Here is a 22,047-nt window from a genome sequence, read left to right as displayed (position 1 = left end):
TCGCTGGTGCGATTCTGATGTCGCACCATGATGTTGACCCGATGCTCTGCGTCAACTTTTACCTAATGATTTCTCAATCCTAACGAATTGTAACAGGCGAGATTTCACAGGTTGCGCTTGGCGGCACAGCGGCGATGGTGCAGTCTGACGCGGGGGACGGCCGGATGCAGATTGACGATAATCAGACGAAACTCATGACGGCTGCGGGGCTGAACCTGATCGCGCAGGCGCTGACGATCTATGACGCGGATCTGCGGCTGGTGCTTTGCAACGCGCCGTTTCAGCAGATGTTCAACCTGCCCACAGCGCTTGTGACACCTGGTGCCAGCTTTCAGGAAACGATCACGCTGCTGGCGCAGTCAGGGGAATACGGCGACGTAGACGACGTGGGGCCGTTTGTGGCGGAACGCGTGGAACAGGCCCGCGCGTTTGAACCGCATTATATGGAACGTACCCGCGCGAACGGGCGTACCATTTCGGTCGAAGGATCCCCGCTGCCCCAAGGTGGCTGGGTCACCGTCTATACCGATATCACCCGCACCAAACAGCAAGAGGCCCTGCTGCGCGCGCGGTCGGACGCACTGTCGGGGCAGGTGTTGGCCCATGCGGAAGAGCTATCGGCCACCAACCGCGAACTTGCCGCTATGAACACCGCGCTGGAGGAAGCGAAACGCCAGCTGACCTTGTCAGAAGCGCGGTCCCGTCTCACGACCGAAATGATGCCAGCCCATATCGCGCATGTCGATGCGAATGCACGCTATACGTATACCAACCGGCGGCTCGCGTCTGTCATGCCGGGCCGCCGCGCTGACCTGATCGGCAATCATATCGCGAACGTTCTGGGCCAGCAGGCCTATGATTGCATCGCCCCGTCGCTGGTCCAAGCGCTCGCTGGGAAACCGTCGGTGATCGAATTTACCGATGACCTGAGCGCCCGCCGCATCCGGGGGGCCTTTACCCCCGATACCCATGGCGGTGTCTATATCCTGTCGATGGATGTGACCGAAGAAACCCAAAACCGTGTCGCCCTGCAACAGACCCGACGACGCGAGATCGCAGCGCAGGTGATCTCGGGGCTGGCGCATGATTTTTCCAACCTGCTGACCATCATCCTTGGCCTGCAATCACGGCTTGGGCGACTTGATGGCCAACCGGCTGAAGCCGCCCCGTTGATCGAGGGCACCCTTGCAGCCGCGCGTCGGGGTGGCACCTTGCTCAGCTCTATTGCGGATATGACGGGGGCGCGCACGCTGCGCCCGACCGCAACACATATCCCGCGGCTGCTTGAGGATCTGTCCCTGATCGCGCGGCCTACCCTGCCCAAGGGAATGACGCTGAGCATCGACAGCCAGATGGTCGACGCGCCTGTTCTACTGGATAGTGGGCTGGTGCAGGACGGGCTGTTGAACCTGATCCTGAACGCCCGCGATGCCTGCGGGGCCGCGGGGGCCATCTCGCTTGAGGTGTGCCAGGTCCATGATACTTGGATCGAATGGGTCTTGCTCGACACCGGCCCCGGCTTTTCGCCCATGGCGCTTGAACACGGGTTCGACCCGTTTTTTACCACCAAAGGGGCCGAAGGATCGGGACTGGGGCTGCCGATGGTCTATGACATGGTGAAATCGGCGGGGGGCGACTTGCGGCTTGGCAACACCACCGAGGGCGCGCAGGTCACCATGCGCCTGCCCTATCGCCCTGCAGTTGCAGCCACCACCGGGCTGGTGTTGCTGGTCGAAGACGCCGATGATCTGCGCGCGCTCGTGCGGGATATGCTGATGGGCCTGGGCCATTCCGTGATCGAAGCTGCCAGCGCGGACGAAGCGACCGCGCTACTCGCCGATCTGCCCGATATCGCGCTGATCCTGTCTGACATCCAGCTTGTCGGCGAGGCGACAGGGCTGGACCTTGCCAAACGGCTACCACCCGACGCGCCGCCACTGGTGCTGATGACCTCGCTGCCGCCCGATGACGCCCAGTTCCTAGAGGCGCAAACCCTCGCACCCGTGCTGCGCAAACCGTTCGAAGCCGCGGACCTGACCGCATTGATTGCCCCGAAAGAGATCGCCGCCCAATGACCCGCCCCCTTGTCACCATTCTGGACGATGAACCCGAAATCCGCACCCTTCTGGCTGTCGCGCTGGAGGAAGCGGGCTTTGACACGCTCTCGTTCGGCCGCGCCCGCGCGTTCGAGGCCGCTTTGGCGACCCACACCCCCGACGTTTGCCTTGTCGACCTGTCCCTGCCGGATTCCGACGGGCTGACTTTGGTGCACCGTCTCGCGTTGGAACAGGGTGCGATTGTTATCATCATCTCGGGGCGCGCTCAGGTGCAGGACCGCGTCACGGGGCTGGAGCTTGGGGCCGATGATTATATCATCAAACCCTTTGATCCGGCCGAAGTCGTCGCCCGTATCCGCGCCCGCTTGCGCAGCGCCAAGCCGTCCCCGCAGGCAGGCACGGTCGCGGCGTTCAGCGGCTGGAAAGCGCATTTCGACCGCTACGCGCTGGAGGATGACACCGGTGCCGAAATCCCGTTTTCCCATGCCGAGGGGGAGGTCCTGCGCCTGTTTCTCGACGCGCCCAAACGCCTGCTGAGCCGCGCACAGATGCAGTCAAGCTTGGGCGGCGTCGCCTCTGAAAGCTTTGACAGGGCGATGGATGTCCGCATCTCTCGTTTGCGGACCAAGCTGCGCGAAGACCCCAAGAACCCCCAGCTTATCAAGACAATCTATGGGGCGGGCTATATCTTTCTGGGCGACGTTACATGGAGCTGACACCCCTTTCATGTCCCATCTTTTTAGCGTCGACATGAACCTTGGTATTGCGCGCCTGCCCTGTCGCCCGTTAGATTCCACCGATGATCGAATGTTTGCTCTACCGGACCAATGCGGCCCAACGACGGCTGTTTTACCGCGTGGAAATCGCGATGAACCTCTTTAGCGAAGTATCCGTACTGCGCGAATGGGGTGTGGCCGGCGGACAACCCAAAGCGGTCATCCAGTGTTTCGGCAACTTGCGCGAGGCGTCAAAAATGGCCGACCGCTATCGCAACCGTGCTGAACGCCGCGGGTATCTACGCCACTGAACCTAAATAGATATCGAGCCGGGCCGGCATCTGCCCCAACGTCTCAGGCGATATTGTGGTCGCGCAAAAGGTTGGGGTTGATTTGCAGGGTTACTCTGCGGGTTGGGGGACTGTTGCGGCCTCTACTTTCACCGCCGAGAATTTGAACTCGGGGATTTTCCCATAGGGGTCAACCGCCGGATTGGTCAGGATATTCGCCGCGGCTTCGACATAAGCGAAGGGCAGAAAAACCATATCGGGCGACACGGCGCGGTCTTCGCGGGCCATCAGCTCGATCGATCCACGCTTTGTCGTCAGACGGATATACGCCCCCGGCTGAACCCCCAGCTTGCGCAAGGTCGACGGGTGGAGCGAACAGTTCGCCTCGGGTTCTAACCCGTCCAGCACATAGGACCGCCGCGTCATGGATCCCGTGTGCCAATGTTCCAGCTGGCGCCCTGTGGTCAGGATCATCGGATAGTCTTCGTCGGGCGCATCATCAGGTGCGATAATGCTGGCAGGCGTGAACCGTGCGCGCCCGTCTTGCCGCGGGAACCCGTCGGCAAAGACAATCGCCTGCCCCGGATCCGTGGGACTGGTCGAGGGATAGGTCACGGCCCCTTCGTTCTTTAGACGGCCCCATGTAATGTTGTTCAGTGACGACATGTTCAGCTTCATCTCGGCGAAGACCTGGCTTGGGTCGGTATAGGTCCACCCCAGCCCCAGACGTTTCGCCAGTTCGACCTCGATCCACCAGTCTTCTTTCGCGTCGCCGGGCGGCGGCACGGCGGGGCGGCCCATTTGCACCTGACGGTTGGTGTTGGTCACTGTGCCGGATTTCTCGGCAAAGGCGCTTGCGGGTAGGATCACATCGGCAAAGTTCGCGGTTTCGGTCAAAAAGATATCCTGCACCACGAGATGATCAAGCTTGGCCAGCCCATCGCGGGCATGTTCCACATCGGGGTCGGACATGGCGGGGTTCTCACCCAGAACATATAGGCTCCGGATGTCGCCATCATACACCGCGTCCATGATTTCGGTCACGGTAAGACCCTTCTGGCTGCTGAAATCGCTGCTTTGCCACACGTCGGTAAAGGCAGACCGCACGCCATCATCGGACACCGGCTGGTAATCGGGCAGGAACATCGGGATCAGCCCCGCGTCGGATGCGCCTTGCACATTGTTCTGCCCCCGCAACGGGTGCAGCCCCGCACCGGGCCGTCCGATTTGCCCCGTCATCAGCGCAAGCGAGATCAGGCAGCGCGAATTATCGGTGCCGTGGATGTGCTGCGAAATGCCCATGCCCCAGAAAATCATCGCCGCATTGGCCCCCGCAAAGGTCCGCGCCACATCGCGCAGCACCTCCGCGTCGATGCCGCAGATCTTGGACATTTTCTCGGGGGTAAAGGTTTTCAGGTGGGCTTTCTCGATTTCCCAGTTTTCGGTGTAAGCCTCGATATACTGTTGATCGAACAGCTTTTCCTCGACGATCACATGCATGATCGCGTTTAACATCGACACATCGGTGCCGGGGCGGAATTGCAGCATATGCGACGCATGACGTTTCAGCGCTTGGCCGCGCGGGTCCATCACGATCAGCTTGCCGCCGCGCTTGGCGAATTGCTTGAAGAACGTCGCCGCGACGGGGTGGTTCTCGGTCGGGTTCGCGCCGATCACAATCGCCACATCGGCGTTTTCGATCTGGTTGAATGTCGCGGTAACGGCCCCCGAACCGACGTTCTCCATCAGTGCTGCCACGGACGATGCATGGCAAAGCCGCGTGCAGTGGTCGACGTTGTTATGACCAAAACCCTGACGGATGATCTTTTGAAACAGGTAGGCTTCCTCGTTCGTGCATTTCGCCGACCCAAAACCCGCCACGCCCGTGCCGCCAATCTTTTTCATGCCATCCGCGGCAAAATCCAAGGCCTCGTCCCAGGTGGCTTCGCGGAAGTGGGTTTGCCAGTTGCCCGGGTCCACGTTCAGCCCTTTGGGGGGGGCGTCCTTACGACGGATCAGCGGTTTGGTCAGCCGGTGCGGGTGGTGGATATAGTCGAAGCCAAAGCGCCCTTTGACGCACAGCCGCCCCTCGTTCGCGGGGCCATTGATGCCGTCGACGTATTTGATTTTACCGTCCTTGACCTTCAGCGACACCTGACAGCCCACACCGCAGAACGGGCAGATGCTGTCGACTTCGCTATCAAAGTCGGCGCTGTCCCCAACCTGCGCGTCATCGACCACCGTGGCGGGCATCAGCGCCCCCGTTGGGCAGGCCTGCACACATTCACCGCACGCCACACAAGAGGACGCGCCCATTGGGTCGTCCATATCGAACACCGGATAGCTGTCCTGCCCCCTACCGGCCATGCCGATCACGTCGTTCACCTGCACCTCGCGGCACGCACGCACACACAAGTTGCACTGGATACAGGCATCAAGGTTCACACGCATTGCGACATGGCTGTCGTCCAGCAGCGGAATGCGCCCCTCTTCCAGCTTGGGAAAGCGGCTTTCCGAGATACCCTCCATCTCGGCCATATCCCACAAATGGCTCGACTTATCATGGGCCACCTCTCGCGCGGGCTGATCTGTAACCAACAGTTCCATCACCATCTTGCGGGCATTTTCGGCGCGGGCATTGTTGGTGGTCACGACCATGCCGTCGCTTGGTTCACGCAGGCAAGACGCAGCCAGAACGCGCTCGCCTTCGATCTCGACCATACAGGCGCGGCAGTTCCCGTCAGGGCGATACCCTGGCTCTGGCGTAAAGCACAGATGCGGGATTTTCAGCCCGCGACCATTGGCGATTTCCCATATGGTCAGCCCGGCATCGGCCTCGACCGTTTCGCCGTCGAGCGTGAATTTAACCTTGTTCGCCATGTGGAAACCTCCTGTACCGTCCCGCAGTATAGGCAGGGCATGTGCGCGGCGGCAGTCATAATCCCGACACCCTGCCCCGTTTTTGCGCCACCGGCGTTTCCGATATGCGACGCCGGGGGCCTGCGGCAAAAAATCCCTGCGCCATGTGCCGGCAGCCTTTCAACCCGCGCAAGGCTTGCCTATCAATGGCGCAACAGAAAAAGGCGCGCCATGTCCCACATTACTCTTATCCGCCACGGTCAGGCAAATTCACATGCCAAAGACGAAATCAGTTATGACAAGCTCAGCCCGCTTGGTCATGAACAGGCCGCGTGGCTGGGCGATCACCTGCGGCAGTCGGAAACGCATCATACGCGGCTTTATACCGGCACGCTGCGGCGGCATAAAGAAACCGCCGAAGGCATGAACACCGGGCTTGAACCGGTCCGCGATGCACGGCTGAACGAGCTTGAGTATTTCACGCTTGCCACCATGATGGAGCAACAGCACGGCATCCCCTTTCCGACCGAGCAGGGCGGCTTTACCAAACACCTCCCGCTGGTGTTCGAGACGTGGAAAAGCGACCAGCTTGAAAACCCGCCCGAAAGCTACGCCAACTTCGAAAGCCGCATCAAATCCGTGCTCCAGGAAATCTCGGACGGGGACGGTCCCGCGTTGGTGGTGACGTCGGGGGGGCTGATTTCTATGGTGATGGCGCAGGCGATGGGGCTGGGTATTCCGGCCATGTCGCGCATTGCGCTGGCGATTATGCACACGTCAATGCACCGGTTGTTCCCCATCGGCGGCCATTGGTCACCGGTGTTGTTCAACGCGGTGCCCCATCTGGACACGCCTGCACGCCGCGTCGCGCAGACCCATATTTGAAAGGTAAAATGATGCTTTCGCTTTATTACACGCCTGGAACCATCTCTATCGCGGTGGCGATCGCCCTCGAAGAGGCGGGCCTGCCCTATTGCGCGGTGCGCGTCGATTTCGCCACGGCAGAGCAGACAAAACCCGACTATCTAGCAATCAACCCCAAGGGCCGCGTTCCCGCGCTGCGCCTTGAGGATGATACGATCCTGACAGAAACGGGTGCCTTGCTTGATTATGTCGCCGCCATCGCCCCCAAGGCAGGCCTGTCCCCGTCGGACGCGACTGCAGCGGCACAGATGCGCAGTGCGATGTATTACCTCGCCTCGACCATGCATGTCGCACACGCCCACAAAATGCGCGGATCGCGGTGGGCCAAGCACCAGTCAAGCTTTGACGATATGACCGCTCAGGTGCCCGAGACCATGGCCGCCTGCGCCGATTTTGTCGAAAATGACATCCTGCGCGGACCGTATGTATTGGGCGACGCTTTCAGCCTTGCCGATCCGTATCTGTTCGTTGTGTGCAACTGGCTTGAGGGGGACGGCGTAGAGACCGCGGCCTATCCCAAGATCACCGCGTTCATGCAGCAAATGAAAGCCCGCGACAGTGTCGTCGCGGTAAAAGACAAAGGCATGCTATGACCGCGCCACATCTCTGGGTCCGCGCCGAACAGCGCGACAATGAAACCCGCGTGGGCATTACGCCCAAAGGGGTTTCGACGCTGATGGAACAGGGTTTCCGCGTCACGGTCGAAGCATCAGACACCCGCGTCATCGCAACCGACGCCTACAAGGCCACAGGCTGCGCCATCGCGCCCCAGAACAGCTGGCCTGATGCCCCCGCTGATGCGATCATCTTTGGCCTGAAAGAGCTACCTGAAGACGGCACGCCATTGGTCCATCGGCACATCATGTTTGGGCACGCCTATAAAGGACAATCGGCGGGGCGGACGCTGTTAGGGCGTTTCAAGGCTGGCGGCGGCACGTTGCTGGATTTGGAATATCTAACAGAGGATTCCGGTCGCCGTGTCGCCGCCTTTGGGTATTGGGCAGGGTTTGCCGGCGCTGCGGTGGCCGTCAAATGCTGGGCAGCCCAAACCCGCAACAAGGCCGTCGCCGCGATCACGCCTTATCCGGACGCCGACGCGCTGACCCGCGACCTTGCGGCACAGATTGACGGACTCGAGGTGCCGGACGCTTTGGTCATCGGCGCACTTGGGCGTGTCGGCAGCGGTGCGGCGGATTTATGCGCGCGCCTTGGCATCAAAGTGACCGGTTGGGACATGAAGGAAACGGCTCACGGTGGCCCCTTCCCGGAAATCTTGCAGCACGTGCTGTTTTTCAACTGCATTCTGGCGGGGCCGCAGACACCGGTTTTCGTGCCCCAAAGCGCGCTTGATCGGCCACGGGCGCTGCGGGTGATCGGGGATATTGCCTGCGACCCCGATAGCGATTTCAACCCTGTGCCGGTCTATGACCGCGCAACAACATGGGCAGAGCCCGCCTTGCGCGTCCACAATACCCCGCCGTTGGATGTCACCGCGATTGATAACCTGCCATCGATGCTGCCGCTGGAAAGCTCTGAAGACTACGCCGCGCAGCTGCTGCCGACGCTGTCCGCGCTGGCGGATCATGACGCCCCTGTCTGGCAGCGTGCACGCACGCTTTTCGTTACGCATAGCGCAAAGCTGTAATGCTTTGCGGGCGGGCAAGACACCCGCCCGACCGGATCACCCGAACAGGCGGTAATAAATGCCGTCGGGCAGGAACTGCGCCAGCCGGAAGAACAGCGAAAATCCGAACGGAAAGCTCTTCTTAAAGCTGGTGCCGCTCATATGTTCGACCACCTGTTGGGCGGCGGCTTCGGGCTCCATCAGGAACGGCATTTTGAAATCGTTCTTGTCAGTCAGCTGCGTCTTTATAAAACCGGGGTTGATTACCTGCACCTTGATGCCGGTTTTGCGTAGATCAGCGTGCATACATTCCGCCAGCGACAGGGTCCCCGCCTTGGAGGCTGTGTAGCCGATAGATTTTGGCAATCCACGATAGGCCGTGAGGCTCGAGGTAATCACGATATGCCCCGCGTCTCGCTTGACCATATCAGGCACGACTTCTCCCATCACGCGCACAAGACCGGTAAGATTTACATCTATCATAGTGGTTGCGTGTTCAGGCTCCCACGCCTGCGCGCCAAAGGGCCAGTAGGCCCCTGCCAGATAGACAATCCCGTCTACTGGACCAACAGCTTTGACCGCGGCACGGATACTATCGATATCCTGCACATCGATGGTCTGATAGCTGGCGGACACGGGCAATTCCTTGGTCAATGCCGCCAGCTTATCTTCGGATCGGGCCGAGACAATGACTTCGGCACCCAGTCGGCCAAGCTTATGCGCAAGCGCTTCGCCTAATCCCGCGCTCGCCCCGATCAGCCAATAGCGCTTTCCGGTCCATTCGGTCATTGTTCATCCTTTCTACGAATTGTCGCAACAAGTTCGGCCACCTTCAGGCCAAATTTGCGAAATTGGCTGCGGTTGATGATCGTCCCGTCGCGAGTAAGATACATCCAGTCCACAGTTTTCAGCTGGTGCGCACCGACGTCATCGGGCAGCTGGATGACATATTTCGATTGTACCGTCGCGCCAACGTTGCGCCCTTTGGCGGTGCCGATGACATCGGGTGCTGTCGCGGTGAAATGCCCCGCCTCGCCCAATGTGATCGTCCAGACACGGTCTTGGGTGGTGTTGTCATCATAGACAAAATGTTCGTTGATTTGCGCGGTGTCGCCGTCCCATGTCACGATAAAGTCAGCCACAAAGCTGCTGGTCACCCGCCCCGACGGGCCAAAGATTACGCCCTCGCAGACCATGGCCCCGTTCAGATGCTTCTTCATGTCGAAGACGGTGTAGTCATCCGCATAGTCCGACGGCTTTTGTGCAGAAAAGCTCATGACAAGCCGCCGCGCCAGCCAGACCGCCAGCACCAGGGCAGCCCCTATAAAGACATAAACCACATCCATCATTTTTCGTCATCCTTTTGCAGCGGCGTGGCGGCCATCAACCCGATGGCAATCAGCTTGAGCACGCAAGGCACTCCGGCATAAAGCCCTATAAGGGTAGTGATCGCCACAGGTGCATTTCCCGTGGCAGCGCTGTCAAAACCGGACGCTTGCAGGGTGGGAAGTAGCGCTATGGCAGCGAAGGCAAGGGAGAATTTCGACACAAGTGACCACAGCCCGAACCCTTCGGCGGCAGACGGTGCCACAACCGCCATACGTGCCGCGAACATGGCAGGTAGAAGCGTCAGATCGGCCCCCAGCACTGCACCGGAGGCAAGGCACACCAGCACAAACCACGCCAAATCCCCCGCCCCCAACAGCAATGTGCCCGCGAACACCACAATCGCCAGCGTCATTGCAGCAAGCAAGACGGGCTTGGGGCCGAAACGCTCTGCCAGTTTGCCCCAGAACGGGGCCGCGACGGCAGCAGAGAGGAAAAACACCAACAACAGCGGCCCCTCCCACCCCGGTGCGCGCAGCACGCTTTCGACATAGAATAGAAAGAGCGTCGACGTGACTGCAACCGGGGCTGCATTAAACAGCGCGATCACCAGCAGCCGACGCGCGACGGGATCGCGCAGCACAACGCCGATACCCGTGGTGCCCTCAACGCCTGTGCTGTGCCACTCGCCCCGCATGGCAAAAACGCCCGCCGCGCCAAGCACGGCAAAGCCGACGGCGAACCCCGCAAACGGTGCACCTAACACCACCCCGAGCATCACAGGCAGCACCGAGGCGACGCAGACGCCCAGCAAAGCCCCCGTTTCGCGCCAGCGTGCCAACATCAAATGCCCACGCCCGGGCAACGTTGCCGCCTTGGCGACGCCTTGAGCATAAAAACAGATCGTGAGGAAACTGAACGCGGAAAACACGCCCGTCAGGGTCAGCGCAAACCAGATCAGCGGCGGCAGCAACGGCGGAACCGCAAACAGCGCAAACATCGACCCTGCCATCAGGGCTGTGCCAATAGCGACAGCCACCCCGCGTTGGTGGCGCAGCATATGTGACAGTCGCCCCAGCAGCGGGTCTTGGACCACATCAAGCAGGCGCAGCCCAAACAGCACCGACCCCAATGCACCAAGGGACACCCCGTATTCATCAACAAAGAACTTGGGCGCGTGAATATAAATCGGCAGCCCCGCCGCCGCCAACAGCGACGCAAACAGCGCATATGCCGGCAGGTGATGCGCCGAACGGGTCACGTTTTCGAGACGTCATTCACCGGCGGTTCGGGGCGCGGGCGATAGCCGCCGCCCTTCCACCAGAGTTTTAGCGCCTGCCAATGAATTAGCCCGAGCACACGCCGCGCTCCGAACGGACGCCGCAGCAGCGACCACAGAATAGCACGGTTCGTCAGCGGGCTGCGCGTACCGGTCAGGGTGGCGATCAATCCGCCATCAGTTTGGGTATAGTCGATCCAGACGCCGATATGATCATCGCGAATATCAAAGCGAAAGCTGTATCCGCCTTCGACCGGCTGAAAGGGCGAGACATGAAAAACCTTGGTTGCGTGCAGGTGATCGGTCGACTCTATCGGGCGCAGGTCATCGTGGTGACACAGATAACTGTGACGGTCGCCGAATGTATTCGACACCTCTGATATCACCGCGATCAGCGCCGCGTCCGCGCGCCGGCAGAGCCAGAAACTAACAGGGTTAAAGACATGCCCCAGGACCCGAGGCTGTGCCATCAGCTCTATCCGAGCCACACCCGTAACGTCGTGCTGCGCCAGAACATCGCGCACCCAAGCGGCCCCGCGACCCGCACCTTTGGGGCCACCGTGGTCCGCGTCCCACAGGGATGTCACAGCGCCACGGTTGCGCCCGAATAGCGCGGGCGTTTGCAGATCCGCCTCTGCATCCAGCACGACATAATCGATAGAATAGCGAAAGCTGTTTTCGACCGCCCCCTTGCGCCCATGATAGGTCACGCCTCGGATATGATCGACGCCGGCGCTCATTCTGCCGCCAATGCGACCTTGGTCTTGGCACGCAGCCCCTGCACCACGTCAACAGCGCTGGACAAGCCGTCTTCGTGAAAGCCGTGCTTCATCCATGCGCCGCAGAACCAGGTGTTCTGTACGCCATTGAAACCGCGCACCTGTTCCTGCGCTGCCAACGCGCCCAGATCATAGACCGGATGGCGCAGAGTGACCTGATCATAGATCAGCTCTTCGCGGATCGGGCGTTTGGTGTTGAGCGTGACAAAATGCGGATCGTCCATCGGGATAGGTTGCAACGAATTCATCCAGTATGTCAGGTCGATCCGGTCGGTCTGCTGTCCCTTGTCCTCAGCATAAATCCAAGATGCCCATGTTTTGCGCAGCTTGGGCATCACGGACGCATCCGCATGCAGCACCACGTCGTTCGGTTGGTATTTCACCGCGCCCAAGGCTGCACGCTCTGCTGCGCTGGGGTCGGCCAGCAGTGCAAGTGCGTCATCCGAATGGCTGGCAAACACGACCTCGTCAAAGGCTTCCCATTCCGCGCCGTTGGTTTTCACCTCTACCCCCAACGGGGTGCGGCGGACGGATTGGACAGGGGTGCCAAGACGGATGTCAACGCCTTTGCCCGACAGCGATGCCCCCAGACGGTTCACATATTCCTGGGACCCGCCGTCGACCGTATACCACTGGTGCTGCCCTGTGTGGCTTAGCAAAGCGTGGTTTTCAAAGAAGTCGATCATCGAATAGGCTGGGAAATCCATGATCTTGTCTACGGGTGTGGACCAGATCGCGCCGGACAGCGGCGTCAGGTAATATTTGCGGAAATATTCGCCCGCACCCAGCTTGTCCAAAAAGCCCGCGATGGTCAGCGTGCGATCCTGCGCCAGTTTGGTGGCCGTGTTGTTGAACCGCACAATATCGGTCAGCATCCGCAGGAATTTGGGGTTCAGTGCATTGCGCCGCTGCGCAAAGATCGAATCCAGCGTCATCAGGCCATATTCAAGGCGCCCGCCGTCAATGGACGCACCAAAGCTCATGTTGGATTTAACCACGGGCACGTCCAGTTCTTTGAACAGCGCGGCGAGGTTGGGATAATTGGCATAGTTGAACACGATAAAGCCCGTATCCACAGGCTGGTCGCCGTTCTTGCCCGCCATCTTGGTGCGCGCATGACCGCCCAGACGGGGGCAGCTTTCGAACAATGTGACCTGATGGTCGTCGCCCAACATATGCGCCGCCCCCATGCCGGAAATACCCGCGCCGATGACGGCAATTTTTCGGTGGCCAGCCAAAGGGGTGTTCTGTGGCGGGTCGATGGCTTCAAATGGCATAAGGCGAGAAATTCCAGTCTGTCAGGTTTGATCTGTGCTTGGGCTGATACACGGTCCGGACGCTACATGAGTTGCAGTTAATAACGCACTAACTATGACTTTCTGTAACACCCTTGGCGTGGCTCCTCGCTTTGTTAGCCCGTCAGGGCGTTTTGCCAGGGCGCGATAAGGGCACGACGCGACTATCCTGCTCTGACAACTCTTCGAAATCAAAATTATCAAGCCGCGCCGCACGCTTGCCCGCGCGTTCGGCGGCAGTGCCCAACCCTTCAAGGTCGGCGCGGGCCTGCCCGAAATGGGTGTTCAGCTTGCCCACGCGTTCCACCACAAGCTCTACGTCGCGGTGCAACATCTTGAGCGTCTTGCGAATGGCCCCCGCCTGTTCCCGCATCCGCGCGTCTTTCAGGATCGCACGCATGGTGTTCAGCGTCGCCATGCAGGTCGTCGGCGACACGATCCAGACCCGCGCGTCAAAGCCTTCGCGGACCAGTTCGGGAAAGTTGGCGTGGAGTTCCGCATACACGGCCTCGGAGGGAAGGAACATCAGCGCGCCATCGGCTGTTTCGCCTTCGATGATGTATTTTGTGGCAATCGCTTGGATGTGCGCTTTGACCGCGACACGCATCGCACGGGACGCGTCCCTGACCTCGTAATCGGTCTTGGCACGGCGCAGCGCCTCGTAAGCTTCAAGCGGGAATTTGCTGTCGATCGCGATCGGCCCGGGCGGGTTCGGCAGGTGGATCATACAATCCGCGCGTTTGCCGTTCGAGAGCGTCGCCTGCATGGTATAGCTGTCGCTTGGCAGCGCCTTGGAGACGATATCACGCAGCTGGATTTCACCGAATGCGCCACGGGTCTGTTTGTTGCTCAGGATATCCTGCAACGACAGCACGTCGCCGGACAATTTGGTGATATTGTCCTGCGCCTTGTCGATCGCCGCCAGCCGTTCCTGAAGCTGGGTCAGACTGGTGTTTGTCTGCTTGCTTGACCCGTGCAACGTCGCGCTCATCCGTTCTTGCATCTCTGCAAGCGACCGCGCGGATCGGGCGGCGTTATCGGCCAGCCGGTCCTGCATCTGCTGCTGTACATGGGCCATCCGCGTCTCGATGCTTTGTACCATCTGGGCTTGCGCATTGGCCTGTGTGTCCGACACGGTCTGCAAGCCGCCGCGCAGTTGTTCCTGCCCCATGCCAAGCTGTTGCACATGGCCCCCCAAGATTTGCATCTGTCGCGTCAACGGCGCAGCAACACGCGCCGTGCGGCCCGCGGCCCGCACGGCCATCACCAGCAAGATTAGCACCAGCAAGACCACGCAACCGCCACCGATCAGCAGCAGCATGGCAGGGTCTGTCAGTGCGTAGGTTTCACCGCCAAGCTGGATCATGTGCGTCCGAACAGACGTTCAATGTCGCTCAACTTCAGCTCTACATAGGTGGGGCGGCCATGGTTGCACTGGCCTGAATGGGGCGTCGCCTCCATCTCGCGCAGCAGCGCGTTCATTTCCTCGCCGCGCATCCAGCGTCCCGACCGGATTGATCCGTGACAGGCCACACGGCTGAGGATCGCCTCGATCCGGGCCTGCAGTGTGTTGCTTTCATTTTGGTCCGCCAGTTCATCGAGGATATCCAGCACCATCGCCTTGGCGTCCACCGTGCCAAGGATCGCGGGTGTTTCACGCACGGCGATCGCGCTACCGCCAAAGGGTTCGATCCCCAGCCCAAAGCGCGCAAGTTCATCCGCGACCTCAAGCAGCCGCGCACAGTCCGACGCTGACAGATCCACGATTTCGGGGATCAACAAGGCCTGCGCTGCGACACCGTTTTCCGCCATCTGGCGTTTCAGCTTTTCATAGACCAGACGTTCATGCGCTGCGTGCTGGTCAACAATCACCATGCCTGTCGCCGTTTGTGCGATGATGTAATTCTCATGCACCTGCCCGCGTGCGGTTCCCAAAGGAAAGTCCGGCGCGGGTGCCGGCGTCTGCGCGTCATGGCTTTGTGCATCAGGGGCGTCAGCACCATACTGGGGGGGCGTTTCAACACGGCCCCACATGCCGGCGGTTTCGGCAAATCCCGGCTCCGGCGCTTGGGCCTGATAGGCGGTCGTGCGCGCACCGAGCGAGGGGCGGTCCATCTGATATACGCGCCCTGAAGGTTGTTCGGGCCGCATTGCCCCCAAGGTCGCGTTCGCCACAGTGGTCGAGGCGCGGTGCCCCGCATCCGCCAGCGCATGCCGCAACCCTGAAACGATCAACCCGCGCGCCAGACCGGGGTCGCGAAAGCGCACTTCGGATTTGGCGGGGTGGACGTTCACGTCGACGAGCTTGGGGTCACAATCGACAAACAGCGCGGCTGCCGGATGGCGGTCGCGGCTCAGCAGGTCGAAATAGGCGCCGCGCAACGCGCCCACCAAAAGCTTGTCGCGCACCGGGCGGCCATTCACGAACAGGTATTGCGTTACGGCAGAGCCGCGCGAATACGTCGGCAGGGCAGCGTAGCCCGTCAGGTGCAGACCATCGCGTTCGGCATCAATGGCCAGCGCGTTTTCAGCAAACTCGCGCCCCAGCACTTGCGCCAGACGGCCATGCAGTGCTGCGAACATATCGCCTTGTTCGGCGTCCGCGCGAAACACCTCGCGGCCTGGACCATCGCCGGACACATCGCGCAAGGTGAAACGCACGAAAGGTTCCGCCATCGCCAACCGCTTGATGATGTCAGAGATCGCCTGCGCCTCGGCGCGATCGGTGCGCAGGAACTTCAATCGTGCGGGCGTAGCAAAGAAGAGATCCCGCAGGGTGACGACGGTGCCACCATTCAGCGCAGCAGGGCGCACAGGGCCGGTCACGCCGCCGTTGACCGAAATCTCGGCCCCGTCCTGTCCGGCAACACGGCTGCAAATGGTCAGCCGCCCGACAGCCCCAAGCGAGGGCAGCGCCTCGCCACGAAAGCCGAATGTGTGGATGTTCAGCAGGTCCGTTCCGTCGATCTTGGAGGTCGCATGCCGTGACAGCGCCAGCGCCAGATCGACCGCCGCAATGCCGCAGCCGTCGTCGGTGACGCGGATCAGCGTCTTGCCACCATCGGCATATTCAACCGTGATCTGGCGGGCCCCCGCATCAATCGCGTTCTCGACCAGCTCCTTGACCGCTGAGGCAGGGCGTTCAACGACCTCCCCGGCGGCGATGCGGTTAATCGCCGAGTCGTCCAGTTGCCGGATAACCGGACGATTTTCGCTTATATTGGGGTTTGGATGTGCCATGCAGCTAGACCTAGCATAGAGGCGCGCGATTCTGAAAGCCGCGAATACGGATGGTTAACGCGCGTCGGCGAGGTTAATCCTGTGTGGCCGCGTTAAACCAGGCGACGATCTCGGCGCGTTCGCTGGCCTGCATATGGCTCAGGTTTGCAGGGGGCATGGCATCTGTCACACCCGCTTGCAAATAGATCTGTTTCGCGGCGCTGGCGATCTGGTGTTCGGTCTCGAGCCGGACAGATTTCGGCGGCCAGAGCAGCCCGTCCCACGCGGGTTCTGCGGCGTGGCACATGCTGCACCGGCCACGCACGATGTCATGCACCCGGTCGAACCCTTCGGCCTGGGCAAAGCGCAGCGCGGGGCCGGTGGCCTCTTCCGGCTCGACGCTGCGGAACATCGGCGCAGTCGACAGCCACATGATCGTGACGAACAACAGCGCGGTGACCGCCCATGTCCACGTCGGATTGCCCTGACGCGCGTGCAGGCTGTTAAAGTAATGTCGGATCGTGACCCCCATCAGAAACACCAGCGCCGCGATCAGCCAGTTCATTTCCGACGCGAAGGCCAGCGGGTAGTGGTTGCTGAGCATCAGGAAAATGACCGGCAAAGTCAGATAGTTATTATGCGTGCTGCGCTGTTTGGCGATCTTGCCGTATTTCGCATCCGGCACCCGTCCCGCCTTGAGGTCGGCCACCACGATCCGCTGGTTCGGCATGATGATGAAAAACACGTTTGCCGACATGATCGTCGCGGTGAAAGCCCCCAGATGCAGCAGCGCCGCGCGCCCCGAAAAGACCGACGTATAGAAATAGGCCATCCCCACGAGGATCACATACAGGCCGATCATCAGCCGCGTGTTGTTGTCGCCGAATTTGCTTTTGCAAATTTGATCGTAGACCAGCCAGCCAAAGCCAAGCGACAGCAGGGAAATCCCTACCGCCTGCCAGCTTGCCAGTTCTGCAACACTGGGATCAACAAGATAGAATTCGGCCCCGAGGTAGTAGACCAGGATCAGCAACGCAAAGCCCGAGAGCCACGTTGAATAGCTTTCCCATTTGAACCAGATCAGATCGTCGGGCATCTGCGCGGGGGCCACCAGATATTTCTGCACGTGATAGAACCCGCCGCCGTGGACCTGCCATTCTTCCCCGTCCGCGCCGGTTTTGAGGTTGCGGTCACGGTGCAGGCCCAGATCCAGCGCGATGAAATAGAACGACGACCCGATCCACGCGATGGCCGTGATGACATGCACCCAGCGAACGGCAAACTCGATCCAAGCGCCAATGGCGGCCATATCGTACATGGGGGGTAGCTCCTTAGTGACGTGTCTTGGTTGTATGCGGCAGCTTGCCCTTGGAGCTGCCCGATAACCCGCCCGAGACTTCCTCGGTTGATTCTTCGGCCAGTTCTTCGGGCAGAAGCAGGTTCAGTACAATAGCAATCAGGGCCGCGGGAAGCAGACCGCTGGTCAGCAAGATCTTGGCCGTATCGGGTAGGTGTTGAACCGCACCCGGTTCCAGCTGTAGCCCCAGACCGATCGAGATCGAGATGGCAAAGATCACCATATTGCGGCGGTTCCAGTCCACATCCGACAACATCGACATGCCGGCGGCCACGACCATGCCGAACATCACGATAACCCCGCCGCCCAACACCTCGATCGGGATGGTACGGATCACGCCGCCCACCTTGGGGACCAGCCCACAGACGATCAGGAACAGCGCGCCGATGGTGACGACATGGCGGCTCATCACGCCGGTCATGGCGATCAGGCCGACATTTTGGCTGAACGAGGTGTTGGGCAGGCCACCAAAGATGCCCGCAACAGCTGACCCGATCCCGTCGGCATAGGTCGCGCCCTGAATTTCGCTATCCGTCGCTTCGCGGCCTGCGCCGCCTTTGGTGATCCCTGCGACGTCGCCCACGGTTTCAATCGCCGAAATAAACGCCATCAGGCAAAAGCCGATGATCGCGGCTGCCGAAAGCTCGAACCCGTATTTCAGCGGGTTGGGCAGTGCAAAAGCGGCGGACCGTGACCATGACCCGCTGATATCGCCAAAGCTGAGCATACCGACGGCCAGCGCATAGACATACCCTACGATCAACCCGATCAGCACCGCGGAAATGGACAGCATCCCGCGGGTGAAAAACTTGACCCCCAGCGTGACAAAGATCACCACCAGCGCGGCCGACCAGTTCAACAGGCTGCCATAGGCCGGCGTGCCAATGGCCGGCACCCCACCTGCGGCGTATTGAATGCCCACCTTGACCAAAGCCAGACCGATCATCGTGACCACCAGCCCGGTGACAAGCGGCGGCAATGCAAAGCGGATCTTGCCAATAAACAGCCCCAGAAACGCGTGGAACAAGCCCCCGATCACCACACCGCCAAACAAGGCAGCCAGTCCGTCGACACCTTTGCCCGCCACCAGCGGGATCATGATGGGGATGAACGCAAAGGATGTGCCCTGCACAATCGGCAGCCCTGCCCCGACCGGCCCGAGCGTCAATGTTTGCAACAGCGTCGCGACACCGGCAAACAGCATCGACATCTGGATCAGGTACAGCAGTTCGGGAAAGTCAGGCGAGTTTGACCCGAACCCAAAGCCCGCCGCGCCCGCGATGATGATGGCGGGGGTGACATTTGACACGAACATCGCCAGCACATGCTGAACACCCAAAGGAATGGCGCGATGCAGCGGCGGCATGTAATTGGGGTCCCGCAGTTGTTCCGGCGTGCCGATGGCGTGGCGTGTCATATCAAATGTCCCTTGTTGATCACTGGCCGCTATTGGTGCGGTCCGATTATCTGCGGGGTTTACCCCTTGATCACATAAGGCGGGTCCAGCGGGTATTCGTCAAGGTTCGCGCTTGTGCCGATGCGGTCCACAACCGCGAATAGCCCTGGCTCTGCCAAAGGCGTAAGCACGCCGTGCCATGTCCCGCGGCGAAAGTTCACACCCTGATGAGGCGCGGTAACAAAGGCCAGCGGCGTGCCGGGGGCATCGCCTGTGTCCGGTGCGACGATGACAAGAAACGGCTGACCAGACAGCGGGAGGAAGGCCTGCGACCCTTCGGGGTGACGTTCAAGCAGGTCCAACCGGTAAGGCAAGCTACGTGCCTGCGCGTTAAAAATGCTGATGCCCGCGCGCCCCTCCGGCCCGAAATCAAGCGCTGCCAGATCATGATGCCGTCCGCACAGCCCTGCGTTGATGATACGGTCCGGTGTACCAGAGACGTCCAGCACTTCTCCGAAAGGAGCGAAGGCGACAGCGGTCAGCGGCTGAACGGCGATCTCGCGCGGGCTCATAGCGACAGCGGCATGTGGCGGTTCACATCCTTATACAGCAGATAGCGGAAGGGTTCTTCGCCGGTTGCGATACAGGCCTGCGGACAAAAAGCACGCAGCCACATGAAATCGCCCGCTTCAACCGGTACCCAGTCGCGGTTCAGCAAATAATCCGCCGTGCCCTGAATGACGTAAAGCCCGTGTTCCATCACATGGGTTTCCGCAAACGGAATGCGACCGCCCGGCTGGAAGGTCACGATATTGACGTGCATGTCGTGGCGCAGATCACTGGGGTCGGCAAAACGCTGGGTTGCCCAAGCCCCATCGGTATCGGGCATGGCAATAGGCGCGACCTCCTTGTCATGGGTGACAAAAGCATCTGGCGCGTCGATCCCTTGGGCAGGGACATACCGTTTGCGCACCCAATGGAGACCACACGGCGTATCGCCGGTGTTCCACAGCGTCCACGGGGTAGCAGGAGGAATATACGCGTAGGACCCCGCGACCAGATCGTGGGCGTCGCCATCCAGCGTCAGCCGCGCCGTCCCCGCCGCCACAAACAAGACCGCTTGCGCCTGTGCGTCCGGCTCGGGGGTGTCGCTGCCACCATTGAGGGCAAGTTCTATCGCGTATTGCGCAAAGGATTCGGCAAAACCGGTCAGCGGCCGCGCCAGCACCCAAGCGCGTGTGTTCTCCCATCCCGGCAACAGGCTGGTCACGATGTCCCGCTGCACCGAGGCGGGGATCACCGCATAAGCATCGGTGAAAACAGCTGTGCTTTCGGGCGACACGGATTGATCCGGCAGACCGCCGGGGGGAAACGCGTAGGTCATAGCATATCCTCTAGACGCAGACGTGCGATCCGTTCGACCTGCGCGCATGCGGTGGTAAATTCATCTTCGGTTGCGTTGGCGATGCGGGTCTCGAACTGGCGCAGGATGCCGTCCTTGTCGTGATCCTTCACCGCGATGATAAAGGGAAACCCGTGTTTCGCGACGTATTGGCTATTTAACGTTTCGAACCGCGTACGCTCGGCGTCGGTCAGCGCGTCCAGCCCCGCGCTGGCTTGTTCTTGCGTGCTTTCCGCCGTCAGCCGTTTGGCCGCCGCCAGCTTGCCCGCCAGATCGGGGTGCGCGGTCAGCACGCCCAGGCGTTCCGCCCGCGTCGCCGATCGGAACATCCGCGCCAAAGCATTGTGAATACCCGCGACAGAGCTATGCGCCGGCCCAAGTTCAAGCTCGAAAGCGCGTTCGGCGATCCACGGTGAATGTTCAAACACGCCACCGAATTTTGCGACAAAGCTGGCGCGGTCCATCTGATCCAGACGCAAGCGCGGCTGCGGCGGATGGGTTGCGCGCCAATGATCTGCGATGTCGATGCGGCGCGGCGTCCAGACGCCCTCGAACCCTTTGATATAGTCGATAAAGCGTTTCAGCGCCTGTATGCGCCCCGGCCGCCCGATCAAGCGACAGTGCAAGCCGACCGACATCATCTTGGCCTGCCCTGCGCTGCCTTCGGCATAAAGCGCATCGAAGGTATCGCACAGGTAGGTGTAGAACTGTTCACCCGAGTTAAAGCCCTGCGGCGTGGCAAAGCGCATATCGTTACAGTCGAGCGTATAGGGTATGATCAGCTGATCGCGGCCCGCCACCTGTGTCCAGTAGGGCAGATCATCGTCGTATGTATCAGAGATATAATCGAACGCCCCCGTCTCTGCCGCCAGCGCGACCGTGTTCACAGAGCTGCGCCCCGTGTACCAGCCGCGCGGCGCATGACCGACGACTTCACGGTGCAGGCGGATCGCCTCGTCCATGTCGGCGCTTTCGACTTCGGCAGTGTGATCCTTGTAGTCGATCCACTTCAGCCCGTGGCTTGCGATTTCCCAATCAGCTTGGGTCATCGCCTCTACCTGCTGCGGCGACCGCGCCAAGGCGGTGGCGACGCCATAGACGGTGACAGGGATATCGGCACCGGTGAACAGACGGTGCAGCCGCCAGAACCCCGCCCGCGCGCCATAGTCATAGATGGATTCCATGTTCCAGTGGCGTTGCCCCGGCCAAGGGGCGGCCCCGACGATTTCGGACAAGAATGCCTCTGATGCGGCATCCCCGTGGAGCAGACAGTTTTCGCCGCCCTCTTCATAGTTCAGCACAAATTGTACAGCGATCCGCGCCCCTCCCGGCCATTGAGCGTCAGGCGGTGTCGGGCCGTAGCCGTGAAAATCACGAGGGTAACGTGTCATGAGATCGTCCTTTGGTCAGCGCCCGCCTGCAAAGGGAAACCTCGCACTGTGGGCCGATTGTTTTGTTCAACCTACAGTTTTCTGGCACTGATTTTTCGCAATGTACAGCCAGCCACCCCCTTACAGAAGGTTG

Annotated in this window: 19 protein-coding genes; 6 read left to right on the top strand and 13 right to left on the bottom strand. The window is 60.6% G+C overall.

The features are described from left to right. The first annotated feature begins 164 nt into the window (after positions 1–164). The 3 genes from GLP52_RS13700 to GLP52_RS13690 all read left to right on the top strand — a co-directional run bounded on the left by GLP52_RS13700 (position 165) and on the right by GLP52_RS13690 (position 3,084). Positions 165–2,075, top strand: coding sequence for a PAS-domain containing protein (locus tag GLP52_RS13700; protein ID WP_237272616.1), 1,911 nt, complete (start codon positions 165–167; stop codon positions 2,073–2,075). Next, a complete protein-coding gene (locus tag GLP52_RS13695) occupies positions 2,072–2,773 on the top strand; it encodes a response regulator transcription factor (RefSeq protein ID WP_093734070.1) in 702 nt (233 codons plus the stop codon). The genes GLP52_RS13700 and GLP52_RS13695 overlap by 4 nt, the downstream gene beginning before the upstream one ends. Positions 2,774–2,856: 83 nt before the next feature. Continuing rightward, a complete protein-coding gene (locus GLP52_RS13690) occupies positions 2,857–3,084 on the top strand; it encodes a WGR domain-containing protein (protein ID WP_237271124.1) in 228 nt (75 codons plus the stop codon). A gap of 90 nt (positions 3,085–3,174) precedes the next feature. On the opposite strand, the gene fdhF is transcribed toward GLP52_RS13690, so the two are convergent. After that, entirely contained in the window at positions 3,175–5,943 is a 2,769-nt protein-coding gene (gene fdhF / locus GLP52_RS13685; protein ID WP_237271123.1) for a formate dehydrogenase subunit alpha, read from the bottom strand. 210 nt (positions 5,944–6,153) lie between these two features. Between fdhF and GLP52_RS13680 the strand changes: the two genes are divergently transcribed. Genes GLP52_RS13680 through GLP52_RS13670 form a run of 3 tightly spaced genes read left to right on the top strand, consistent with a single transcriptional unit; the run spans position 6,154 to position 8,491 of the window. Beyond that, complete coding sequence (locus GLP52_RS13680; protein WP_093734073.1) at positions 6,154–6,807, top strand: histidine phosphatase family protein; 654 nt, start codon at positions 6,154–6,156, stop codon at positions 6,805–6,807. Between the two features lie 11 nt (positions 6,808–6,818). Continuing rightward, positions 6,819–7,439, top strand: coding sequence for a glutathione S-transferase family protein (locus tag GLP52_RS13675; RefSeq protein WP_237271122.1), 621 nt, complete (start codon positions 6,819–6,821; stop codon positions 7,437–7,439). Next, the gene (locus tag GLP52_RS13670; RefSeq protein WP_237271121.1) at positions 7,436–8,491 is read left to right on the top strand and encodes a saccharopine dehydrogenase; all 1,056 of its coding nucleotides are present in this window, start codon (positions 7,436–7,438) and stop codon (positions 8,489–8,491) included. The genes GLP52_RS13675 and GLP52_RS13670 overlap by 4 nt, the downstream gene beginning before the upstream one ends. A gap of 36 nt (positions 8,492–8,527) precedes the next feature. On the opposite strand, the gene GLP52_RS13665 is transcribed toward GLP52_RS13670, so the two are convergent. From GLP52_RS13665 to puuE, 12 genes are all read right to left on the bottom strand, one after another. Beyond that, positions 8,528–9,259, bottom strand: a complete 732-nt coding sequence (locus tag GLP52_RS13665) for an SDR family NAD(P)-dependent oxidoreductase (protein WP_237271120.1) — start codon at positions 9,257–9,259, stop codon at positions 8,528–8,530. Then, positions 9,256–9,816, bottom strand: a complete 561-nt coding sequence (locus GLP52_RS13660) for a DUF3833 family protein (RefSeq protein WP_414718540.1) — start codon at positions 9,814–9,816, stop codon at positions 9,256–9,258. Before GLP52_RS13660 ends, GLP52_RS13665 begins: the two co-directional genes overlap by 4 nt. Beyond that, complete coding sequence (locus tag GLP52_RS13655; RefSeq protein WP_093734078.1) at positions 9,816–11,057, bottom strand: MFS transporter; 1,242 nt, start codon at positions 11,055–11,057, stop codon at positions 9,816–9,818. Before GLP52_RS13655 ends, GLP52_RS13660 begins: the two co-directional genes overlap by 1 nt. After that, positions 11,054–11,815: a DUF1365 domain-containing protein gene (locus GLP52_RS13650; protein WP_093734079.1), complete on the bottom strand. Its 762-nt coding sequence runs from the start codon at positions 11,813–11,815 to the stop codon at positions 11,054–11,056. The genes GLP52_RS13655 and GLP52_RS13650 overlap by 4 nt, the downstream gene beginning before the upstream one ends. Continuing rightward, positions 11,812–13,131, bottom strand: a complete 1,320-nt coding sequence (locus GLP52_RS13645) for an NAD(P)/FAD-dependent oxidoreductase (RefSeq protein ID WP_093734080.1) — start codon at positions 13,129–13,131, stop codon at positions 11,812–11,814. Before GLP52_RS13645 ends, GLP52_RS13650 begins: the two co-directional genes overlap by 4 nt. Before the next feature lie 142 nt (positions 13,132–13,273). Then, positions 13,274–14,515, bottom strand: a complete 1,242-nt coding sequence (locus GLP52_RS13640) for a DNA recombination protein RmuC (protein ID WP_237271119.1) — start codon at positions 14,513–14,515, stop codon at positions 13,274–13,276. Continuing rightward, entirely contained in the window at positions 14,512–16,389 is a 1,878-nt protein-coding gene (mutL, locus tag GLP52_RS13635) for a DNA mismatch repair endonuclease MutL (protein ID WP_237271118.1), read from the bottom strand. The genes GLP52_RS13640 and mutL overlap by 4 nt, the downstream gene beginning before the upstream one ends. 73 nt (positions 16,390–16,462) lie before the next feature. Continuing rightward, positions 16,463–17,686: a urate hydroxylase PuuD gene (locus tag GLP52_RS13630; protein WP_237271117.1), complete on the bottom strand. Its 1,224-nt coding sequence runs from the start codon at positions 17,684–17,686 to the stop codon at positions 16,463–16,465. 13 nt (positions 17,687–17,699) lie between these two features. Then, on the bottom strand, positions 17,700–19,142 hold the full coding sequence (locus tag GLP52_RS13625) for a uracil-xanthine permease family protein (RefSeq protein WP_237271116.1): 1,443 nt from the start codon (positions 19,140–19,142) through the stop codon (positions 17,700–17,702). Between the two features lie 59 nt (positions 19,143–19,201). Beyond that, on the bottom strand, positions 19,202–19,693 hold the full coding sequence (locus GLP52_RS13620; protein WP_237271115.1) for an ureidoglycolate lyase: 492 nt from the start codon (positions 19,691–19,693) through the stop codon (positions 19,202–19,204). After that, positions 19,690–20,505: a bifunctional allantoicase/(S)-ureidoglycine aminohydrolase gene (locus GLP52_RS13615; protein WP_237271114.1), complete on the bottom strand. Its 816-nt coding sequence runs from the start codon at positions 20,503–20,505 to the stop codon at positions 19,690–19,692. Before GLP52_RS13615 ends, GLP52_RS13620 begins: the two co-directional genes overlap by 4 nt. After that, on the bottom strand, positions 20,502–21,914 hold the full coding sequence (gene puuE / locus GLP52_RS13610) for an allantoinase PuuE (RefSeq protein ID WP_237271113.1): 1,413 nt from the start codon (positions 21,912–21,914) through the stop codon (positions 20,502–20,504). The genes GLP52_RS13615 and puuE overlap by 4 nt, the downstream gene beginning before the upstream one ends. Positions 21,915–22,047 lie beyond the last annotated feature (133 nt).

This window comes from Sulfitobacter sp. M22 (assembly GCF_021736025.1).
Classification (GTDB): Bacteria; Pseudomonadota; Alphaproteobacteria; order Rhodobacterales; family Rhodobacteraceae; genus Sulfitobacter; species Sulfitobacter litoralis.
This window is presented reverse-complemented; position numbering and strand designations above follow the sequence as displayed.

What these genes read in the sequence shown, in the direction of transcription:
- fdhF (WP_237271123.1), bottom strand. Translation starts at nt 5,943, where the DNA reads ATGGCGAACAAGGTTAAATTCACGCTCGACGGCGAAACGGTCGAGGCC.
- GLP52_RS13645 (WP_093734080.1), bottom strand. Translation starts at nt 13,131, where the DNA reads ATGCCATTTGAAGCCATCGACCCGCCACAGAACACCCCTTTGGCTGGC.
- GLP52_RS13615 (WP_237271114.1), bottom strand. Translation starts at nt 20,505, where the DNA reads ATGACCTACGCGTTTCCCCCCGGCGGTCTGCCGGATCAATCCGTGTCG.
- GLP52_RS13650 (WP_093734079.1), bottom strand. Translation starts at nt 11,815, where the DNA reads ATGAGCGCCGGCGTCGATCATATCCGAGGCGTGACCTATCATGGGCGC.
- mutL (WP_237271118.1), bottom strand. Translation starts at nt 16,389, where the DNA reads ATGGCACATCCAAACCCCAATATAAGCGAAAATCGTCCGGTTATCCGG.
- GLP52_RS13625 (WP_237271116.1), bottom strand. Translation starts at nt 19,142, where the DNA reads ATGACACGCCACGCCATCGGCACGCCGGAACAACTGCGGGACCCCAAT.
- GLP52_RS13690 (WP_237271124.1), top strand. Translation starts at nt 2,857, where the DNA reads ATGATCGAATGTTTGCTCTACCGGACCAATGCGGCCCAACGACGGCTG.
- GLP52_RS13665 (WP_237271120.1), bottom strand. Translation starts at nt 9,259, where the DNA reads ATGACCGAATGGACCGGAAAGCGCTATTGGCTGATCGGGGCGAGCGCG.
- GLP52_RS13700 (WP_237272616.1), top strand. Translation starts at nt 165, where the DNA reads ATGCAGATTGACGATAATCAGACGAAACTCATGACGGCTGCGGGGCTG.
- GLP52_RS13680 (WP_093734073.1), top strand. Translation starts at nt 6,154, where the DNA reads ATGTCCCACATTACTCTTATCCGCCACGGTCAGGCAAATTCACATGCC.
- GLP52_RS13620 (WP_237271115.1), bottom strand. Translation starts at nt 19,693, where the DNA reads ATGAGCCCGCGCGAGATCGCCGTTCAGCCGCTGACCGCTGTCGCCTTC.
- GLP52_RS13675 (WP_237271122.1), top strand. Translation starts at nt 6,819, where the DNA reads ATGCTTTCGCTTTATTACACGCCTGGAACCATCTCTATCGCGGTGGCG.
- puuE (WP_237271113.1), bottom strand. Translation starts at nt 21,914, where the DNA reads ATGACACGTTACCCTCGTGATTTTCACGGCTACGGCCCGACACCGCCT.
- GLP52_RS13630 (WP_237271117.1), bottom strand. Translation starts at nt 17,686, where the DNA reads ATGTACGATATGGCCGCCATTGGCGCTTGGATCGAGTTTGCCGTTCGC.
- GLP52_RS13640 (WP_237271119.1), bottom strand. Translation starts at nt 14,515, where the DNA reads ATGATCCAGCTTGGCGGTGAAACCTACGCACTGACAGACCCTGCCATG.
- GLP52_RS13695 (WP_093734070.1), top strand. Translation starts at nt 2,072, where the DNA reads ATGACCCGCCCCCTTGTCACCATTCTGGACGATGAACCCGAAATCCGC.
- GLP52_RS13670 (WP_237271121.1), top strand. Translation starts at nt 7,436, where the DNA reads ATGACCGCGCCACATCTCTGGGTCCGCGCCGAACAGCGCGACAATGAA.
- GLP52_RS13660 (WP_414718540.1), bottom strand. Translation starts at nt 9,816, where the DNA reads ATGGATGTGGTTTATGTCTTTATAGGGGCTGCCCTGGTGCTGGCGGTC.